Genomic DNA, 14,361 nt, shown 5'->3' on the forward strand with positions numbered 1-14,361 from the left:
CGAAAATCTTGCCAGAGCCGTGAACGTCCCCAGCCACGTACGGATGAACGTGGCCGCTTCTTGATGCGTCGTGGGCTGTTGCCCGACACTCTGCTGCTTGGTCGGTGAGGAGAGTGCGGAGGGCGGCTGACGGTGGTTCTGGATCCGCATCGCTGGTTGGAACTGAGGCGTTTCCGTGGCCTGTTCGATTCCGGGTCGATGAGTCTGTCGGAGATCGCCAGGGAGACGGGGCTGGACCGGAAGACGGTCCGTAAGTACCTCTCGGCCCCGGGCCCGGCCACCCCACCACGCCGGTCGTCGAACGGACGCTCGCGGGCAAGGGTCATCGACGAGTTCGCGCCGCTGGTCGACTCGATGCTCCGGGCGGAGGTCCTGATGAAGGCCGCCGTGATCCACGAGCGCCTGGCCACCGAGTACGGGTTCACCGGGAACTACCAGCGCGTCAAGCTCTACCTCCAGGAGGCCCGCCCGCGGATCGCCGAAGAACTCGGCATCACACCGAAGGAGCTGGCGGGGATGCACCGCCGGTTCGAGGTGATCCCGGGCGCCCAGGCCCAAGTGGACTGGGGGGACGAGGGCAAGATCCTCGCCCACATGGGCATCGACAAGGTCTACTCCTTCCACATGACGCTGTCGTACTCGCGCGACCCGTTCTGCTGCTTCACCACCAGCCAGGACCTGCAGACGTTCTTCGACTGCCACCGCAGGGCGTTCGCGCACTTCGGCGGGGCACCGATGACGATCGTCTACGACCGCACCAAGACCGTCGTCCGCCGCCACGTCGCCCCGGGCGAGGCGGTCCCGCTGCACCCGGAGGCGGTCGGCTTCGCCGGCCACTACGACTTCGACCCCGACGTCCTGGCCGCCTACCGCCCCACCGGCAAAGGCCGGGTCGAACGCCAGGTCCTGATCGTCCGCGACCACGTCCTGTCCGGCCGGGCCTTCTCCTCCATCGAGGAGATGGACTCCGCGTTCGCCGCCTGGGTGCCCATCCGGCGCGCTCAGATCCACAAGACACACCGCGAAGTCATCGGCGAGCGGGCGGCCCGCGACCACGCGGCCCTCAAACCGCTGCCACCCACCCCGTATCTGGTGGCCGAGCGGCACCTGCGGCCCGTCGGCAAGGACTGCCTGGTCGCCTTCGGCGGCAACCTCTACTCGGTGCCGGCCCGCAAGGTGCGACCGCGCCAGCTGGTCGAGATCCGGGCCACGAAGTCGCAAATCATGCTGCACTCCACCGTCCCCGGCACCGACGGCGAGACACTGCTGGCCATGCACGCCAGGGCGGTCGGCCGGGGTGCCCGCGTCGTCCAGGAGACGCACTGGGACGGCCTGCCCACCGGCAAGGGACGCCGGACCACCACGGGTGATGTCCCCTCCCAGCCCCGCCACGAGCGGCCTCTCGGCCGGGAAGCCGGACCCCTGCAATCCCTGCTGAACCGGGCCGCGATCACCCGCATCGAAGTCGGCCGCCGTCCGCTGTCGGTCTACGACGAGCTGACCGGTACCCGCCCCTTCACCACCAACCGACCGACGAAGGAACCCTCTTGAGCCAGCTGACCGGCAACCGCATCCGGACCACGGCCGCCAAGCTCGGCCTGCCCCACCTGGCGGAGACCATCAACGAGTTCACCCGGCGGGCGGACGAGGCGAAGATGGGCTACCTCGACTTCCTCGACCTGGTCCTGTCCGAGGAACTCGCCGTCCGCGACGACCGGCGCTTCCGCCAGGGCCTGCGGCTGTCGAAGCTGCCCCACCACAAGACAATCGACGAGTACGACTTCTCCTTCCAGCCCGACCTCGACCCGCGCAAGGTCAAGGACCTCGCCACCCTCTCTTTCGTCGAGGCCAAGGCCAACGCCGCCCTCCTCGGGCCGCCCGGGGTGGGAAAGACACACATCGCCGTCGGGCTCGCGGTCGCGGCCTGCCGAGCTGGTTACTCCATCTACTTCACCAGCCTCGACGACATGGTCCGCAACCTCAAGGCCGCCGAGACAGCCGGTCGCCTGGCCAACAAACTCGGCACCTACCTGCGGCCCGGCGTCCTGGTGGTCGATGAGGTCGGCTACCAGCCCCTGGAGCGAGCCGAGGCGAACCTGGTCTTCCAGGTGATCTCCAAGCGCTACGAGAAGGGCTCGATCATCCTGACCTCGAACAAGACCTTCAGCGAGTGGGGACAAGTCTTCGGCGACGAGGTCCTCGCCACCGCCATCCTCGACCGGCTCCTCCACCACTGCGACGTGATCTCCATCAACGGCCCCAGTTACCGCCTGAAGAACCGCCTCAAGGCCATCGAGCGAGACGCGGAAGTGGCCTGACATCCAGCCTCGTTGGACGTCGACTGTCCGCCGAGCTTGACCGGTGTCAGTGTGCGTCAGGAGTAGAAGCCTCGGCCGTACTCTTCGCGGTTCAGCTGGAAGTCGTCCGGTCGATCACGGCGGAGCTCCTCGTAGCGCGCGACGAAGGCGTCCAACGCCTCGTGCAACGTGCAGTCCGACACCTCCCGGATTGCCTTGATCGCGAAGACGATCCGGTGATCCAGGATGTCGCGGTCTACGCTCTCCGGCAGCTGTCCCATGGGGTCGACAGCGTAGCGGAGGCCCCGCGTGCACTGGGCCTGAGCGGTTGGGACCTCCTGGCAAGCAGCCAAGATCTGGCGCCAGAGACCGCCTGATAGCTGGGGACGTTTAGGCGTACGCAGTTGGGGAGTCAAGGCCGTACGCCGACACCGTAGAGCCTGGCAGATCTGCTCCGGACTCCACTTCCCGTCCAGGCAGTCCTGGATGAAGGATCGTAGTTCTGGGTTCTGCCCGATTCTGTGGGGCGCGGCCGGCGGGCATCCGCGCGAGCCTGGGCCTCTTGGGGGTGGTAGGCGCCACTCTGCAGTTGGCTGTCGTGCTTGATCTCACAGCTGGCCGTGGATGGGCTACGGCCGAGCTCCGCGGCGATCGTACGGATGGGTGCCTTGTCATGTGAGGTCCGGGGAGATGCTTGACACTTCGGTCCTGGGACTTGCTTGATGGTGTCTCGCGTGATGCTTGACGGTTCCAGGTAATGCTTGTCGGTCAGCGGGAGTCGGCAACGTAGCGGGTGACGGGACCGCCTTTGCGCGGGTGGGTGGAGACCTCGACGTCGCCGTCGAGGACTCGGAAGCAGGTCTCCTCGATGACCACGGTGACGGTCTTGCCGGCGTGTGCGACGCCGGGACGGAGCTTCTGCCCGGCGACTGCGAAGGTGCCGTCGGCTCCGACCCGTCGGATGGCCCTCCGCGGCTGAGACGGTGGCGGCGGCAGCGGGGTCGTGGAGACCCGGGCGCCGGTAAGTTTCGCGCGCCGCTGGAGCGGGATCGGAGCTGGGAGTGTCTGGACCAGGACTCCGGCGTGGATCACATACATCATGCTGCCGTCGAATCGCAGCCTGACCTGCTTGCCGACCAGGTCGGAGCCGAGCGCGACGGGCGTTTGGCCAAGCGAGACCGCACCGTCCTTAGTCGCCTTCCGGTCGACCTCGACGACAGTCGCAGGCGCCAGCGGCTTGTCCGGGCTGATGCCGCCCTGGGGCTCCGGCCCCGCGAGTCGACCGCCCCGCAGGAGCACCCACTGCAGATCGGCGTCGGTGAAGGTCATCGAACGCGTGCGGATCAGCTGTCCGTCCAGCAGGACGTGGACGGTGCGGTGGCTGAGCCAGACAGTGACGGTCCGGCCGACCAGGGTCGGGCTCAACTTCAGGCTCTGTCCCTGGGGCAGCATCACGTGCCGGCCAGGGCCGATCACGCCCTCGAACTCCACGGCCTGGACGGGAACGTTCTCCTCCGACGAGCGAGGCGGAGGAAGGACCGGCAGTCGAACGGGCTCGGTCGGCGCCGGCGCAGGCGAGACCGCGCCAGCGGGTGCCGACACCGCGGCCGGGAGAGCGTGTGGTCGGAAGACCTGTGCCGGGGTGGCCATGTCGAGCGACTGGTGCGGTCGGGTGTGGTTGTAGGCGTGGACCCAGGCGTCGATCGCTGCCTGGGCGGCGGCTGTGTCCGCGAAGGGGCCGGAGTGGTCGAGCATCTCGCGGTGCAGGGTCTTGTGGAATCGTTCGATCTTGCCGGTCGTGGTCGGTGATCGGGGTTTGGTCAGCCGCTGATTGATGCCGTTCTCGCGGCAGACACGCTCGAACATGACCTCGACGGGCAGGGGCCTGGAGTAGCGGCCGGTGAACTGCTTGCCGTTGTCGGTGAGCACCTCCGACGGGACGCCGAAGCGGCGCATGGCCTCGATGAACGCCTGGCAGACCGCCCGGCCGGACGGTTGGACCACCACCGCGGCGATCACGATGTAGCGGGAGTGGTCGTCGATGCCGGTAACGAGCTTGCACTCGCGCCCGTCGGAGAGGAAGACGCCGCCCATCAGGTCCATCTGCCACAGCTGCATGGGCGCGTCGCGTTGCCACCGCTTGTAGACGCGGCGATGGACCTGGACCTGGTGGTTCACCAGGCCATTGCGGACCAGGATGTGGTGCACGGTCGACCGCCCCGGAGCGTCCGCGATTCCGCGTTCGGCCAGCTCATGGGCGATGCGGCGGGCGCCCCACCGCGGATAAGTCTGCCGCAGCTGGCAGACCACGACCTCGACAGGCACCCGCGACGGCGATCTGTGGAGCTGGCGCGACCGATCCTTCAGCCCGTCCCGCCCTCCCCCGCGGAACCTTCGCAGCCACGTGTGCAGCGACTGCCTTGAGGTTCCCGTACCGGCGGGCGACCTCGGCCACCGGAGCACCGTCCAGGACCTCCGCCACCGCGGCGGAACCGATGCTCGACCGTCCAGTCCTCATCGCCCGCCCCGGCAGGCACCGCTATCTCGCCCATGCCGGTTCAACGAGCCGAGCCCGTCGAGGATGTGACGGACCAGCCAAAGATCTCCCACGACCGTAAAGAAGGACCAGGGACAACCACGTCATGCAAGTCCTGGGACTGCACATGACGATGCCTTCTCACACAGCCGGCCAGCGATCCGGATCCGGTCCGCCTCGCGCAGACATCGCGACGTCCCCAGAGTCGGCAACGGCGCCAGGACCGGCGGCCTGGCTCCGTCCTTGCCCGACGCGTTGCGGCCGTTACGCCACCGCTTACCCGCCCGGGAGCTGATCCCGACGCGTCTGCCTGCTTCTTGGGCTGGTCAGACCCTGGTCCATGCGCCGGAAGTATTCCTCCCGCTCACGGCTCAGGACCCTTCGTGCCCTGAGCCACCGTCCGGTTCTTCCGAATCTCGAACATCGCTCCCCTTGAGCTGGGGTGTTGCAACGATCCCTAGAACCTAAGGCTGCGTTACGGGGCCGCGGGGGAGATGGTGCGACTTGGTGTCATAGCGGGTGAAGGTATTCCCAGGGGTATCGGGTGAAAAGTGGCTGAGGAGGTGGGGACAAGGGTGTGGCCGGGCGCGGAGGTGGCGCCGGTTGGGCGATCGTCGGGTTCGCCAGGTGTGCTGTTCGCCGGGTCGGCCGACGTCGCGGAATACGCTGGGGTGACAGTCTGAGCTGGTTGAGGACCGTGGTCGTGGGCACAGGCCGTGAGCGTGACGACGAGGAGTGCGGCTGCGATCGCCAGGACCATAGGGCGTCGGTGCATCGGGGCTCTCCTAACTCGGGCTGGCTAGTCACGACTTGGACGGCGACCGAGCCCGGCTGGTTCCGGGATACCAAGAGTGCCCTGAACATGGAGGTTCGAAGGAGCGAGGGCTATAGGCACACCGACCTGGTCTTCTGTTCCCTGCGAGGGTGCGCACGTCCTGATACAGCAGGGGCTTCCTCTGGGAACGATGACACCGGGTGCTACGCGGCTATGGCCAGCGCAATGATCTCCACTCATAGGCGATAATGTGTCGACCTCGTCCGGCACGAGCTGATCGCCACCTGGGGAACCGATGAGTGCGACCTCGCGACCGCCCAAGTCGCCGCCGCCGACCGTCTCCTCGAACAGGGCCTGTTCGGGCCGCCAGGACTGTTCTCCGACATCGACTCGACCGCCACAGCCGTTGCCGCGGCCCACTGGCTCGCTGCCGCACCCGAAGTCGCGACCGAAGCCTCCGGCAAGGTGTCCACAATGGTGGTTCCGAGGGGACGTTAAGAGGCTGCGCAGATAGGCGGCTGGTCATGGGCGGCGTCGGGGGCGGGTGTCCCAGCGGTGGGTGGTCCAGGCTCGGCGGATCAGACTGCGGACGGTGATGACGGTGTCGGCGAGGTCGAAGAAGGCTTCGATGACGCTGGTGCGGCGCTCGTAGCAGCGGGCGAGGCGGTGGAAGGCGTTCTGCCAGGCGTGGGTGCGCTCGACATGCCATCGCCGGGTGGCCTGGACCGGCGCCTTGGTCCCCTTGCGCGCGATCTGACCGCACAGCTTCCGCTCGTCGAGCACGGCACGGGACTTGTCCGAGTCGTAGCCGGCGTCGAGGTGGACGGTGATCTCGTCGGGCAACGGCCCAAGTCCCTCCAGGAGATCGAGAGTTGGCGCCAGGAGCGGCGAGTCGTGGCGGTTGGCGCCGGCCAGGACGCGGCCGAGCGGGATGCCGTAGCCACCGGTCATCCCGGACCGTTTCATGCCCTGCTTGCCCCGGTCGACGGGTGAGCGTCCGGCCGCTTCGCCGCCGCCGGGGGCCTTGGTGATGGCGCCGTCCACGGCAATCTGGTCGAGGACGAGGCCGACGACGCGGTCATAGGCCTGGAGAGCGATCTGCTTCAGGCGGGCGAACAGGCCCAGGCCGATCCACTCGTCGCGGCGGCCTCGGATCGTGGCGGCCGAGCAGGTCGAGTCCGCTATCGCCTCGTAGGAGCAACCGAACCGCAGGACTTGGAGCAGCTTGTCGAAGACGATCCGGTCGCTGATCCGGCGTCGGTGGCAGCCCAGCGGGTGGGCTGGATCGAACTGTGGCCGCTGCGGCAGCAGGGCGGCGAATTGGTCCCAGAGCGGTTCGGTCAGCCAGAATGGCAGCACAGGCACAGGTCTCCCCAATGATCACAGAGCGTCGCAACTCCATGATCAAGGAACCTGTGCCTGTCTCGTCCGCCGACTGGTCCCACCAACCGCCTATCTGCGCAGCCTCTAAGTCCCTTTTCTCTCGGTTCGGGATCGCTCGTTCGTGGCAGTGATCGTCGTACGAGCCGGATGTTCAGCATGTGCATGCTGGGATCTGGGGCATGGAGCGAGAGCCGTATCGGCACGGCACCGGACTGGGTCGACTGGGGCGAGATGGAGAAAGCCCGGCTGTTCTTCCTCCACAACAACATGCACATCTCCACCGCCCTGTCCTTCGCCGCCATGCCCGCCTGCTACGCCGTCCCGCACGTCGCCAGGCTGCTCAGCGCCGCCCACTCCCTCGAGTACCCCTCCCGGCGCATGGCCGAGACGGCCAGTTCACCGTCTACCTGATGCAACCCGACGCCTTCGAGAACGGCGGCCGGTTCGTCCCCGCCGCCCAGAAGATCCGCCTGCTGCACGCCTCCATCCGCCACCACCTGCGGCGCGCGGACCGGTGGGACACCGCAGGGCTGGGCACACCGATCTGCCAGGAGGACATGATCGGCGGGCAGATGCTGTTCTCCCTGCTCGTGCTCGACAGCCTGCACCGCCTGAACATCCACATGACCACCGACGGCGCCGAGGCCTACTTCTACGCCTGGCGCGTGGTCGGGGCCATGCTCGGCGTCGACCAGACCCACGCCCCCACCGACCTCGAGAGCGCCCGCAGCTTCCTCGACCTCTATCTGGCCCGCCACCTCGGCCCCAGCGACGAAGGCGCCCACCTCACCGGGCAGTTGATCGAGATGTACGAGCAGGTCGTCCCCGGCACCCTGCTCGACCCGCTCGTCGGCGCACTGATCCGCTACCTCATCGGCGACACCTGCGCCGACTGGCTCAAAGTCCCCCGCACCTCCTGGGACACCCTCGTCAACGCGGCCCCTGCCCTCCTCGGAGCCCTGGAGACCCTCGAAGACCGCTCCCCACTCGCGACCTGGGCCCTGGACGCCCTGGGTTCCCTGGTTACCCGCTTCGAACTCAGCTCCCTCACCCACGGCCGCGTGATGCACTACGCCATCCCCGAACACCTCAAACCCGACTGCGGCGTCTCCCACACCGTCCCGCACCCCCACCGTTGGGCCCCGCCCGCCCCCACCCTCTCCCGGCACGAGCCGGCGGCAAGCGGCCCCCAAAGCTGACCCGCCCAACGGAAGCCGGATTCTCGGCATTGCGCCCCAGAGAAAGCACTGGGAGGCGCGTGTTGGCCGTGCTGTCCTGGCCGCTGTGTAGGCGCCTACAGGACCGCAGCACGGACCTACGAGGCTGCCTGTTCTACCGTCATGAAGTCCCCCATCCATGCTCCATGGTCTGCCGATGCCGCAGGACATCTATCAAGCCGTCCTCGCGGAGGCCGAGGAGCGGCTGGCCCGGCTGCGGCTGTACCTGCGCATACCGCAGCGGTGGGAAGTGTAGCTGCGGCGCAATCTGATGGCGCGGGCGATCACCGGCTCGAACACCAACGCTGCCCAAGGAGTACTTGTCGAGGTCGGCGTCGTCATCGTCGACGGTGAGGGCTTCGCTGCGACGACCGCCCGGCGCCGAAGAGCCGCTCGATAGAACGACGGTCGAAGCGTGATCTTCTCTGTACGGGAAACCGTGGCTCGTCGGGACGCAGGTGCACGTTCTGTCACCGCCGGCGAATCTACAGGGGAGCCAACGAATTGATACGCTCCGGCGGGTCGCCGATCTGCGGTTGACGACCGAGATGACCGGCTGGGGTAGCCCGCATGGACGACAGAGCGGTGCCGGTGGTTTTCCACCGGCACCGGCCTGTGCCAGCGGCTGATGCTCGCCTCGCTCGGCTGTGGCGTGGCCTGGGCGGGAATGAGGCCCGCGGCGCAGGCGTTCGGTGAGTCCCTGGATGCTGCCGGCAGCCGGCCTCGCCGCACTTAGGGGGTGGCGCAAGCCAGCCCCTAAGCGCGGATGGCGCTCCGCCCTGACCACTCGGTTTGCCACTGGCGGCCAGCCTAGAGGACTAGACCAATAACCTGACCAACCGTCAGAAAAGTCAGCAAAAAGTCAGCATCAGTACGAGTAGACCCTGTTATACGCGCGTAAACCCGAGAATGATTCAGCTTTCAGTGGGACTGTCCGCTGACCCGTTGCGGAGCTCCATTCGCTGTCTCTGTCGGCCTGGATACCCGTTGCCCCCGCCGGTCAGGTGTCGCGCCGGCGCACCCGGCGAATGCGGCGTTTTGCCAGGTCAGCGCGCATTTCCACGGGGCTTCAGTGGTGTCGACGGTAGCGCCGGAGCGGGCAGCCGCTCCCCGTTGTACCCATGCACCTCCCCGAAGCGGACCCCCTTCTCCCAGTCCTCCCGCGCCTGTACGATCTCCTCACTGGATCGGCCGATGAAGTTCCACCACATCACGATCCGCTCCTCGAACGGCTCGCCGCCGAGCAGTAGGACCGAGCTGTCCGTCCGGGCCAGCAGCGGGAGTTCGCTGCGGCCGCAGCCGAGGTAGAGCATCGAGTTGGGCTCGATCCGGACACCGTGCACGTCCACGCTGCCGGTCACCGCGAGGACCGCGTACTCGAAGCCCGGGTCCAGCGGGAGCCGGTGACTGGCGCCGTCGCGCAGGGCGAGATCGGCGCCCACCAGGGAGGTGTAGGTACGGCCGGGCGAGGTCGCGCCGTCCAGGGAGCCGAGGATGACGGTGGCATCGAGGCCTGCCGCGGTGAGCTTCGGGAGGTCGGTGTGGTGCTCGAACGCGGGGGCGGTGTACCGGTGTTCGTCAGGGAGGGCCACCCAGAGCTGGGCGCCGTGGAGGAGACGGGCGTGCTCGCGCGGGGACTCCTCCGAGTGGGAGATGGCCCGGCCGGAGGTCATCAGGCCGAGCTCGAAGGGCCGTACCGTCTGCAGGCTGCCGAGGCTGTCGCGGTGCAGCACCTCGCCCTCGTGCAGCCAACTGACCGTCTGCAGGCCCATGTGCGGGTGCGGGGGCACCTGCATGCCGGGCTCGTCGGCGATGTCGTCCGGACCGTAGTGGTCGACGAAGCACCAGGCCCCGACCATCCGTCGGCCGAGGTTCGGCAGCAGCCGTCGTACCTGCGTGGACTCGCCCAGCTTCACCTGGCGGCCGGTCAGCAGTTCCTTCACCGGCCCGGTGTCGGCCTCTCCGCCGCACGGAGTCGGGGTGGGCTTGAGATCGAGGTTGCTCATTCGCGCTCCAGGGCTGGCGGGGCTGGCGGCGGGAACCCGGCAGTAGCGGCAGGCAGGACCGGCGCCCGCACCGACCGGCAGTGCCGATTCACACCGTACGGCTCACGAAGCGTCAGCCGTGCCCGACGGCGCCGCCCACTCCACGGATACGGCCGTGGCGGAGACTTCACCCGGCGCCGGACCGACCCCGAACGGACGGGCTGCCCGGCCGTCCCCCTGCCAACCCGAGCCCTCCCCCGCTCCACCGACTCGCCCGACTCGCCCGAATCACCCGAATCGCCCGAACCGCCGAGGCCCCGCCGACATCTGCCGACGGGGCCCGTAGGAACTGCGTAGGTCAGTGGGCGCAGGCCCACGGCGCGGTGGCGGTGGCCGCCTCCGCCTGGGCGCGCAGCGCGCGGACGGCCTCGGCCGGGTCGGCCGCGCCGTACACCGCCGAGCCGGCCACGAAGACGTCGGCGCCGGCCTCGGCGCAGCGCTCGATGGTGGTGGCGGAGACGCCGCCGTCGACCTGGAGCCAGAGGTCCAGACCGTGCTTGTCGATCAGCTCACGGGTGCGGCGGATCTTGGGGAGCATGATGTCCAGGAACGCCTGGCCGCCGAAGCCCGGCTCCACCGTCATGATCAGCACCATGTCGAGCTCGGGCAGCAGGTCCTCGTAGGGCTCGATCGGGGTGGCCGGCCTGAGGGCCATCGAGGCGCGGGCGCCCTTGGCCCGGATCTCGCGGGCGAGGCGGACGGGCGCGGCGGCGGCCTCGGCGTGGAAGGTCACCGAACCGGCGCCCGCCTCCACGTACTGGGGGGCCCAGCGGTCGGCCTGCTCGATCATCAGGTGGCAGTCGAGCGGGATGTCGGTGGCCCGGGCCAGCGACTCGACCACCGGCACGCCCAGCGTGAGGTTGGGGACGAAGTGGTTGTCCATGACGTCCACGTGGAGCCAGTCCGCACCTCGGACCGCCTCGGCCTCCTGGGCGAGACGGGCGAAGTCGGCGGACAGGATGCTGGGGTTGATCTGCGCCATTTCCGGGTACCTTCACAACTCGGTGCGGGCGGCGGGAGAGGCCACCTTGAGGTCCATCATCCCTCCTGAGGCCGGCCCGGAGCGCATCGATAACCAGGCGCGTGACCTGCATCACAACGATCCGGGTCCGGCATCTCGTACGCTGTGCCCTGCCTTCGCGGTAGCCCGTCTGCACGACCCGCCCGTAGCCCGTCTGCAAGACCTTCCCGCGGCCCGCTCGCAGCACGCGACCGTGGCCCGCTCCGAGAGAGGTGTCCCGATGTCCGAGCCGGTGCATCCCGCACGTGCTCTGTGGTGGCTCTTCGAGCCCGTGCACGCGCTCACCTACTTCTCGCCCGAGGGGCGGGCGGCGTACGAGACGGCGGGGCTGCACGGCGGTTGGCGCGGCTACTTCGCCGGACGGTCCGCCCCGCTGGGGCCCGTGGATGCCGCCCCCGTGGTCGCCGCCTTCTTCAGCTTCGCGCCGGGGATGGTCGAGCGGGCACTGCCGGACGTCTGGCGGCGCGCCACTCCCGAGGCCGCGCTGCAGGCCCGGGTGGCGGGGGCGACGGCCGCGCTGGAGCGGGTACTGGCCACCGTGAAGCCGGACCTGATCGATCGTTCGGTGCAGCTGCTGGAGCGTGCGGTGGACGGCCTGGACTGTTGTGGGCGCGTGCTGGCCGCCGCGAACGCCGCACTGCCCCGCCCCGAGGGCCGGTTGGCCCGGCTCTGGCACGCCACCACCGTGTTGCGCGAGCACCGGGGCGACGGGCATGTCGCGGCCCTGGTGACCGAGGGGCTCGACGGCTGTGAAGCACTGGTGGTGCGCTGTGCGCTGGATGTGCGCCGCGAGGTGATCCAGCCGATGCGGGGCTGGACCGACGAGGAGTGGGACGCCGCCACCGCCCGCCTGACCGGCCGCGGTTGGCTCAACCCGGACGGCACCATCTCCGCCGACGGCCGCCGGCGCCACCAGGCCCTGGAGGCCGCCACCGACCTGGCCGCCGCCCGCGTCTGGTCCGGCTTCCACCGCGCCCAGCTGGACGAACTCGCCGCCGCCCTCCGGCCCATCTCCACCGCCTGCCGCGCCGAACTCCCCCAGTTCAACCCGATCGGCCTGCCCACCGGCAGCTGACCGGGGCGGCCGATCAGGCGCTCGGGCCCGCTCGGCCGACCGCTCGCGCGTCACGGCAGCCGGCTGCGGTCAGGCGGCCGGGACCAGCGAGCCGCGGCCAGGCGGCCGAGGTCAGGCGGGCCTGGTGGGCCGCTTCCCCGGGTGCCCCTGCGGAGGCGGTGCGGTGCGGCGAGGCTCGCGCGGAGGGTGCGGCACGGTACGGTCCGCTTCGCGCACTTGGATGGCCGTACGGGGGCGTGTACCCACCGGTGCCCTCCCCGCCCGGGGGCCTGTCAGAGCCCCTCGGCCGCGAGTCCGCGCACGGTGCCGATGGTGTCCGCCTCCGCGGCCGGTTTGTCCTCCCGGTAGCGCAGGACCCGGGCGAAGCGCAGCGCGAGGCCGGCCGGGTAGCGGGGACTGCGCTGCAGACCGTCGAAGGCGATCTCCACCACGAGTTCGGGGCGGACGTACACGGTGTGGGAGTCCCGGGAGACCTCGCGGGCCAGGAACTGTCCGGTCTGCCAGGCGAGCAGCTCGTCCGTGAGGCCCTTGAAGGTCTTGCCGAGCATGACCCACGGTTCGAGACCGGCCTCGCCGTCGTTGCGGGCGGCGAGATGGAGGTTGCTGAGGTAGCCCCGGCGGCGGCCGCTTCCCCACTCGGCGGCCGTCACGACCAGGTCCAGGGTGTGCCGGGGCTTGACCTTGATCCAGCCCGCGCCGCGCCGCCCGGCCGCGTACGGCGCGGTGGGGTCCTTGACCATCACGCCCTCGTGCCCGTGCGCCAGGGCGTCGCGGAAGAACGCGGCCGCCCGCTCGCTCTCGCCGGTCACCGTGCGCGGTACCCGCAGGTACTCGGGTACCACGCGGGCGAGTTCGGCCCAGCGCTGCTCGGCCGGGCGGTCGATCAGGTCCCGGCCGTCCAGGTGCAGCAGGTCGAAGAAGAAGACCCGGAGCGGGACTTCGGCACGCAGCCGGGCCGGGTCCTGCCGGGAGGCGGTGCGGGCGGCGGTCACCTGGAACGGGCGGGGGCGATCGTCGGGGCCGAGCGCGATCGCCTCACCGTCCAGCACGGCCGAGCCGACCGCCAACGCGCCTGCCGCCTCGACCACTTCGGGGACCCGGGCGGTGATCTCGTCGAGGCTGCGGGTGAAGACCGAGATCCGCTCTCCCTCGCGGTGCACCTGGACCCTGATCCCGTCCAGCTTCCACTCCAGTGCGGCGGGGCTGATCCGCTCCAGCGCGGCGCCGACGTCCGGCGCGGAGGCGGCCAGCATCGGCCGTACCGGGCGGCCGAGTCGGAGCCCGAAGGCGTGCAGTGCGGGGGCACCGCCGGAGAGTGCGGCGGCGGCGACCGCCCGGGCGGAACCCCGGAACATCAGGGCGCGGCGCACGGCGGCCGCGGGCACCTCGGCGGCCTTGGCGACGGCGTCGCCGAGCACCGCGTCGAGCGCCCCCTGCCGCAACTCCCCCACCAGCACCGCCCGCAGGAACTCCTGCTCCTCCGCCGTCGCCCGGGCGAACAGCTCGGCCAGCAGCCGGGCCCGCCGGCCCTGGGCACCCTTGCCATGGACGGCCGCGACGGCGGTGAGCGCCTCCTCGGTCTCGCGGACGCCGAGCGTGGCGGACTCGGCCGGGGGCGGCAGGTCACGCAACCCCGCGTACCCGACGCCGATCCGCATCCGGCGGGACTCGCCGGAGAGCAGCGCGACGGCGGCCGGGATCTCCTCCGGGCCGAGTTCGCGCAGCCGGTCCGCGAGCAGTGTGATCTTGGCGTTGCGGCCGGACTCGGCGGCGGTGTCGCGCGAGGTGGCGGCGAGGCATTGGAGCAGCATGGCGGACCCTCCGGGGCACCGGTGGCGGCTGTCGGGTGTTCCCCCCTGGCCGGCGGGCCTCGTTCCGGACGGGCCGGCCGGTCCGCTGGTCCGCTGGTCCGCTGGTCCGCAGGTTCGCAGGTCCGCAGGTCCGCAGGTCCGCAGGTCCGCAGGTCCGCTGGTCCGCTGGTCCGCGGGCTTCGACTCCGGCCGGCGTCCCGC

At 69.9% G+C, this 14,361-nt stretch carries 8 protein-coding genes and 4 pseudogenes; 4 read left to right on the forward strand and 8 right to left on the reverse strand.

What is annotated here, in order from left to right; translation table 11 throughout:
• Positions 1–198 precede the first annotated feature (198 nt).
• Together istA and istB are read left to right on the forward strand one after the other, a co-directional pair.
• Positions 199–1,551, forward strand: a complete 1,353-nt coding sequence (istA, locus tag ACSMTC_RS06540) for an IS21 family transposase (RefSeq protein WP_436557614.1) — start codon at positions 199–201, stop codon at positions 1,549–1,551.
• Positions 1,548–2,318: an IS21-like element helper ATPase IstB gene (gene istB / locus ACSMTC_RS06545; protein WP_436557615.1), complete on the forward strand. Its 771-nt coding sequence runs from the start codon at positions 1,548–1,550 to the stop codon at positions 2,316–2,318. The genes istA and istB overlap by 4 nt, the downstream gene beginning before the upstream one ends.
• A 56-nt stretch (positions 2,319–2,374) precedes the next feature.
• On the opposite strand, the gene ACSMTC_RS06550 is transcribed toward istB, so the two are convergent.
• The 5 genes and pseudogenes from ACSMTC_RS06550 to ACSMTC_RS06570 form a co-directional block, all read right to left on the reverse strand.
• A complete protein-coding gene (locus tag ACSMTC_RS06550; protein ID WP_436557616.1) occupies positions 2,375–2,578 on the reverse strand; it encodes a hypothetical protein in 204 nt (67 codons plus the stop codon).
• A gap of 144 nt (positions 2,579–2,722) precedes the next feature.
• Positions 2,723–2,970 (reverse strand): annotated as a pseudogene (locus tag ACSMTC_RS06555) (IS30 family transposase); the annotation flags it as partial.
• 95 nt (positions 2,971–3,065) lie between these two features.
• Positions 3,066–4,849, reverse strand: a pseudogene (locus tag ACSMTC_RS06560) (IS481 family transposase).
• Between the two features lie 103 nt (positions 4,850–4,952).
• Positions 4,953–5,257 (reverse strand): annotated as a pseudogene (locus tag ACSMTC_RS06565) (IS30 family transposase); the annotation flags it as partial.
• Between the two features lie 873 nt (positions 5,258–6,130).
• Positions 6,131–6,973: an IS5 family transposase gene (locus ACSMTC_RS06570; RefSeq protein WP_436557618.1), complete on the reverse strand. Its 843-nt coding sequence runs from the start codon at positions 6,971–6,973 to the stop codon at positions 6,131–6,133.
• A gap of 225 nt (positions 6,974–7,198) precedes the next feature.
• On the opposite strand from ACSMTC_RS06570, the pseudogene ACSMTC_RS06575 reads away from it, so the two are divergent.
• Positions 7,199–8,190: pseudogene (locus ACSMTC_RS06575) on the forward strand (oxygenase MpaB family protein); the annotation flags it as partial.
• Between the two features lie 1,064 nt (positions 8,191–9,254).
• On the opposite strand, the gene ACSMTC_RS06580 reads toward ACSMTC_RS06575, so the two are convergent.
• Positions 9,255–10,214 (reverse strand): pirin family protein, encoded by a 960-nt coding sequence (locus ACSMTC_RS06580; RefSeq protein ID WP_436558692.1) that lies wholly within the window; start codon positions 10,212–10,214, stop codon positions 9,255–9,257.
• Between the two features lie 337 nt (positions 10,215–10,551).
• Positions 10,552–11,235, reverse strand: a complete 684-nt coding sequence (rpe, locus tag ACSMTC_RS06585; RefSeq protein WP_436558693.1) for a ribulose-phosphate 3-epimerase — start codon at positions 11,233–11,235, stop codon at positions 10,552–10,554.
• A gap of 259 nt (positions 11,236–11,494) precedes the next feature.
• On the opposite strand from rpe, the gene ACSMTC_RS06590 reads away from it, so the two are divergent.
• Positions 11,495–12,349, forward strand: a complete 855-nt coding sequence (locus tag ACSMTC_RS06590; protein ID WP_436558694.1) for an SCO6745 family protein — start codon at positions 11,495–11,497, stop codon at positions 12,347–12,349.
• A gap of 272 nt (positions 12,350–12,621) precedes the next feature.
• Here ACSMTC_RS06590 and ACSMTC_RS06595 read toward each other — a convergent pair whose 3' ends face one another.
• Positions 12,622–14,160, reverse strand: coding sequence for an ATP-dependent DNA ligase (locus ACSMTC_RS06595; RefSeq protein ID WP_436558695.1), 1,539 nt, complete (start codon positions 14,158–14,160; stop codon positions 12,622–12,624).
• Between the last annotated feature and the right edge of the window lie 201 nt (positions 14,161–14,361).

Origin of the sequence: Kitasatospora sp. HPM-01-4 (assembly GCF_051374625.1) — a bacterium.
Lineage (GTDB): Bacteria > Actinomycetota > Actinomycetes > Streptomycetales > Streptomycetaceae > Kitasatospora.

Coding starts and splice junctions, on each gene's coding strand:
- istA (WP_436557614.1), top strand. CDS start 199: ATGAGTCTGTCGGAGATCGCCAGGGAGACGGGGCTGGACCGGAAGACG.
- ACSMTC_RS06550 (WP_436557616.1), bottom strand. CDS start 2,578: ATGGGACAGCTGCCGGAGAGCGTAGACCGCGACATCCTGGATCACCGG.
- ACSMTC_RS06580 (WP_436558692.1), bottom strand. CDS start 10,214: ATGAGCAACCTCGATCTCAAGCCCACCCCGACTCCGTGCGGCGGAGAG.
- rpe (WP_436558693.1), bottom strand. CDS start 11,235: ATGGCGCAGATCAACCCCAGCATCCTGTCCGCCGACTTCGCCCGTCTC.
- ACSMTC_RS06590 (WP_436558694.1), top strand. CDS start 11,495: ATGTCCGAGCCGGTGCATCCCGCACGTGCTCTGTGGTGGCTCTTCGAG.
- ACSMTC_RS06595 (WP_436558695.1), bottom strand. CDS start 14,160: ATGCTGCTCCAATGCCTCGCCGCCACCTCGCGCGACACCGCCGCCGAG.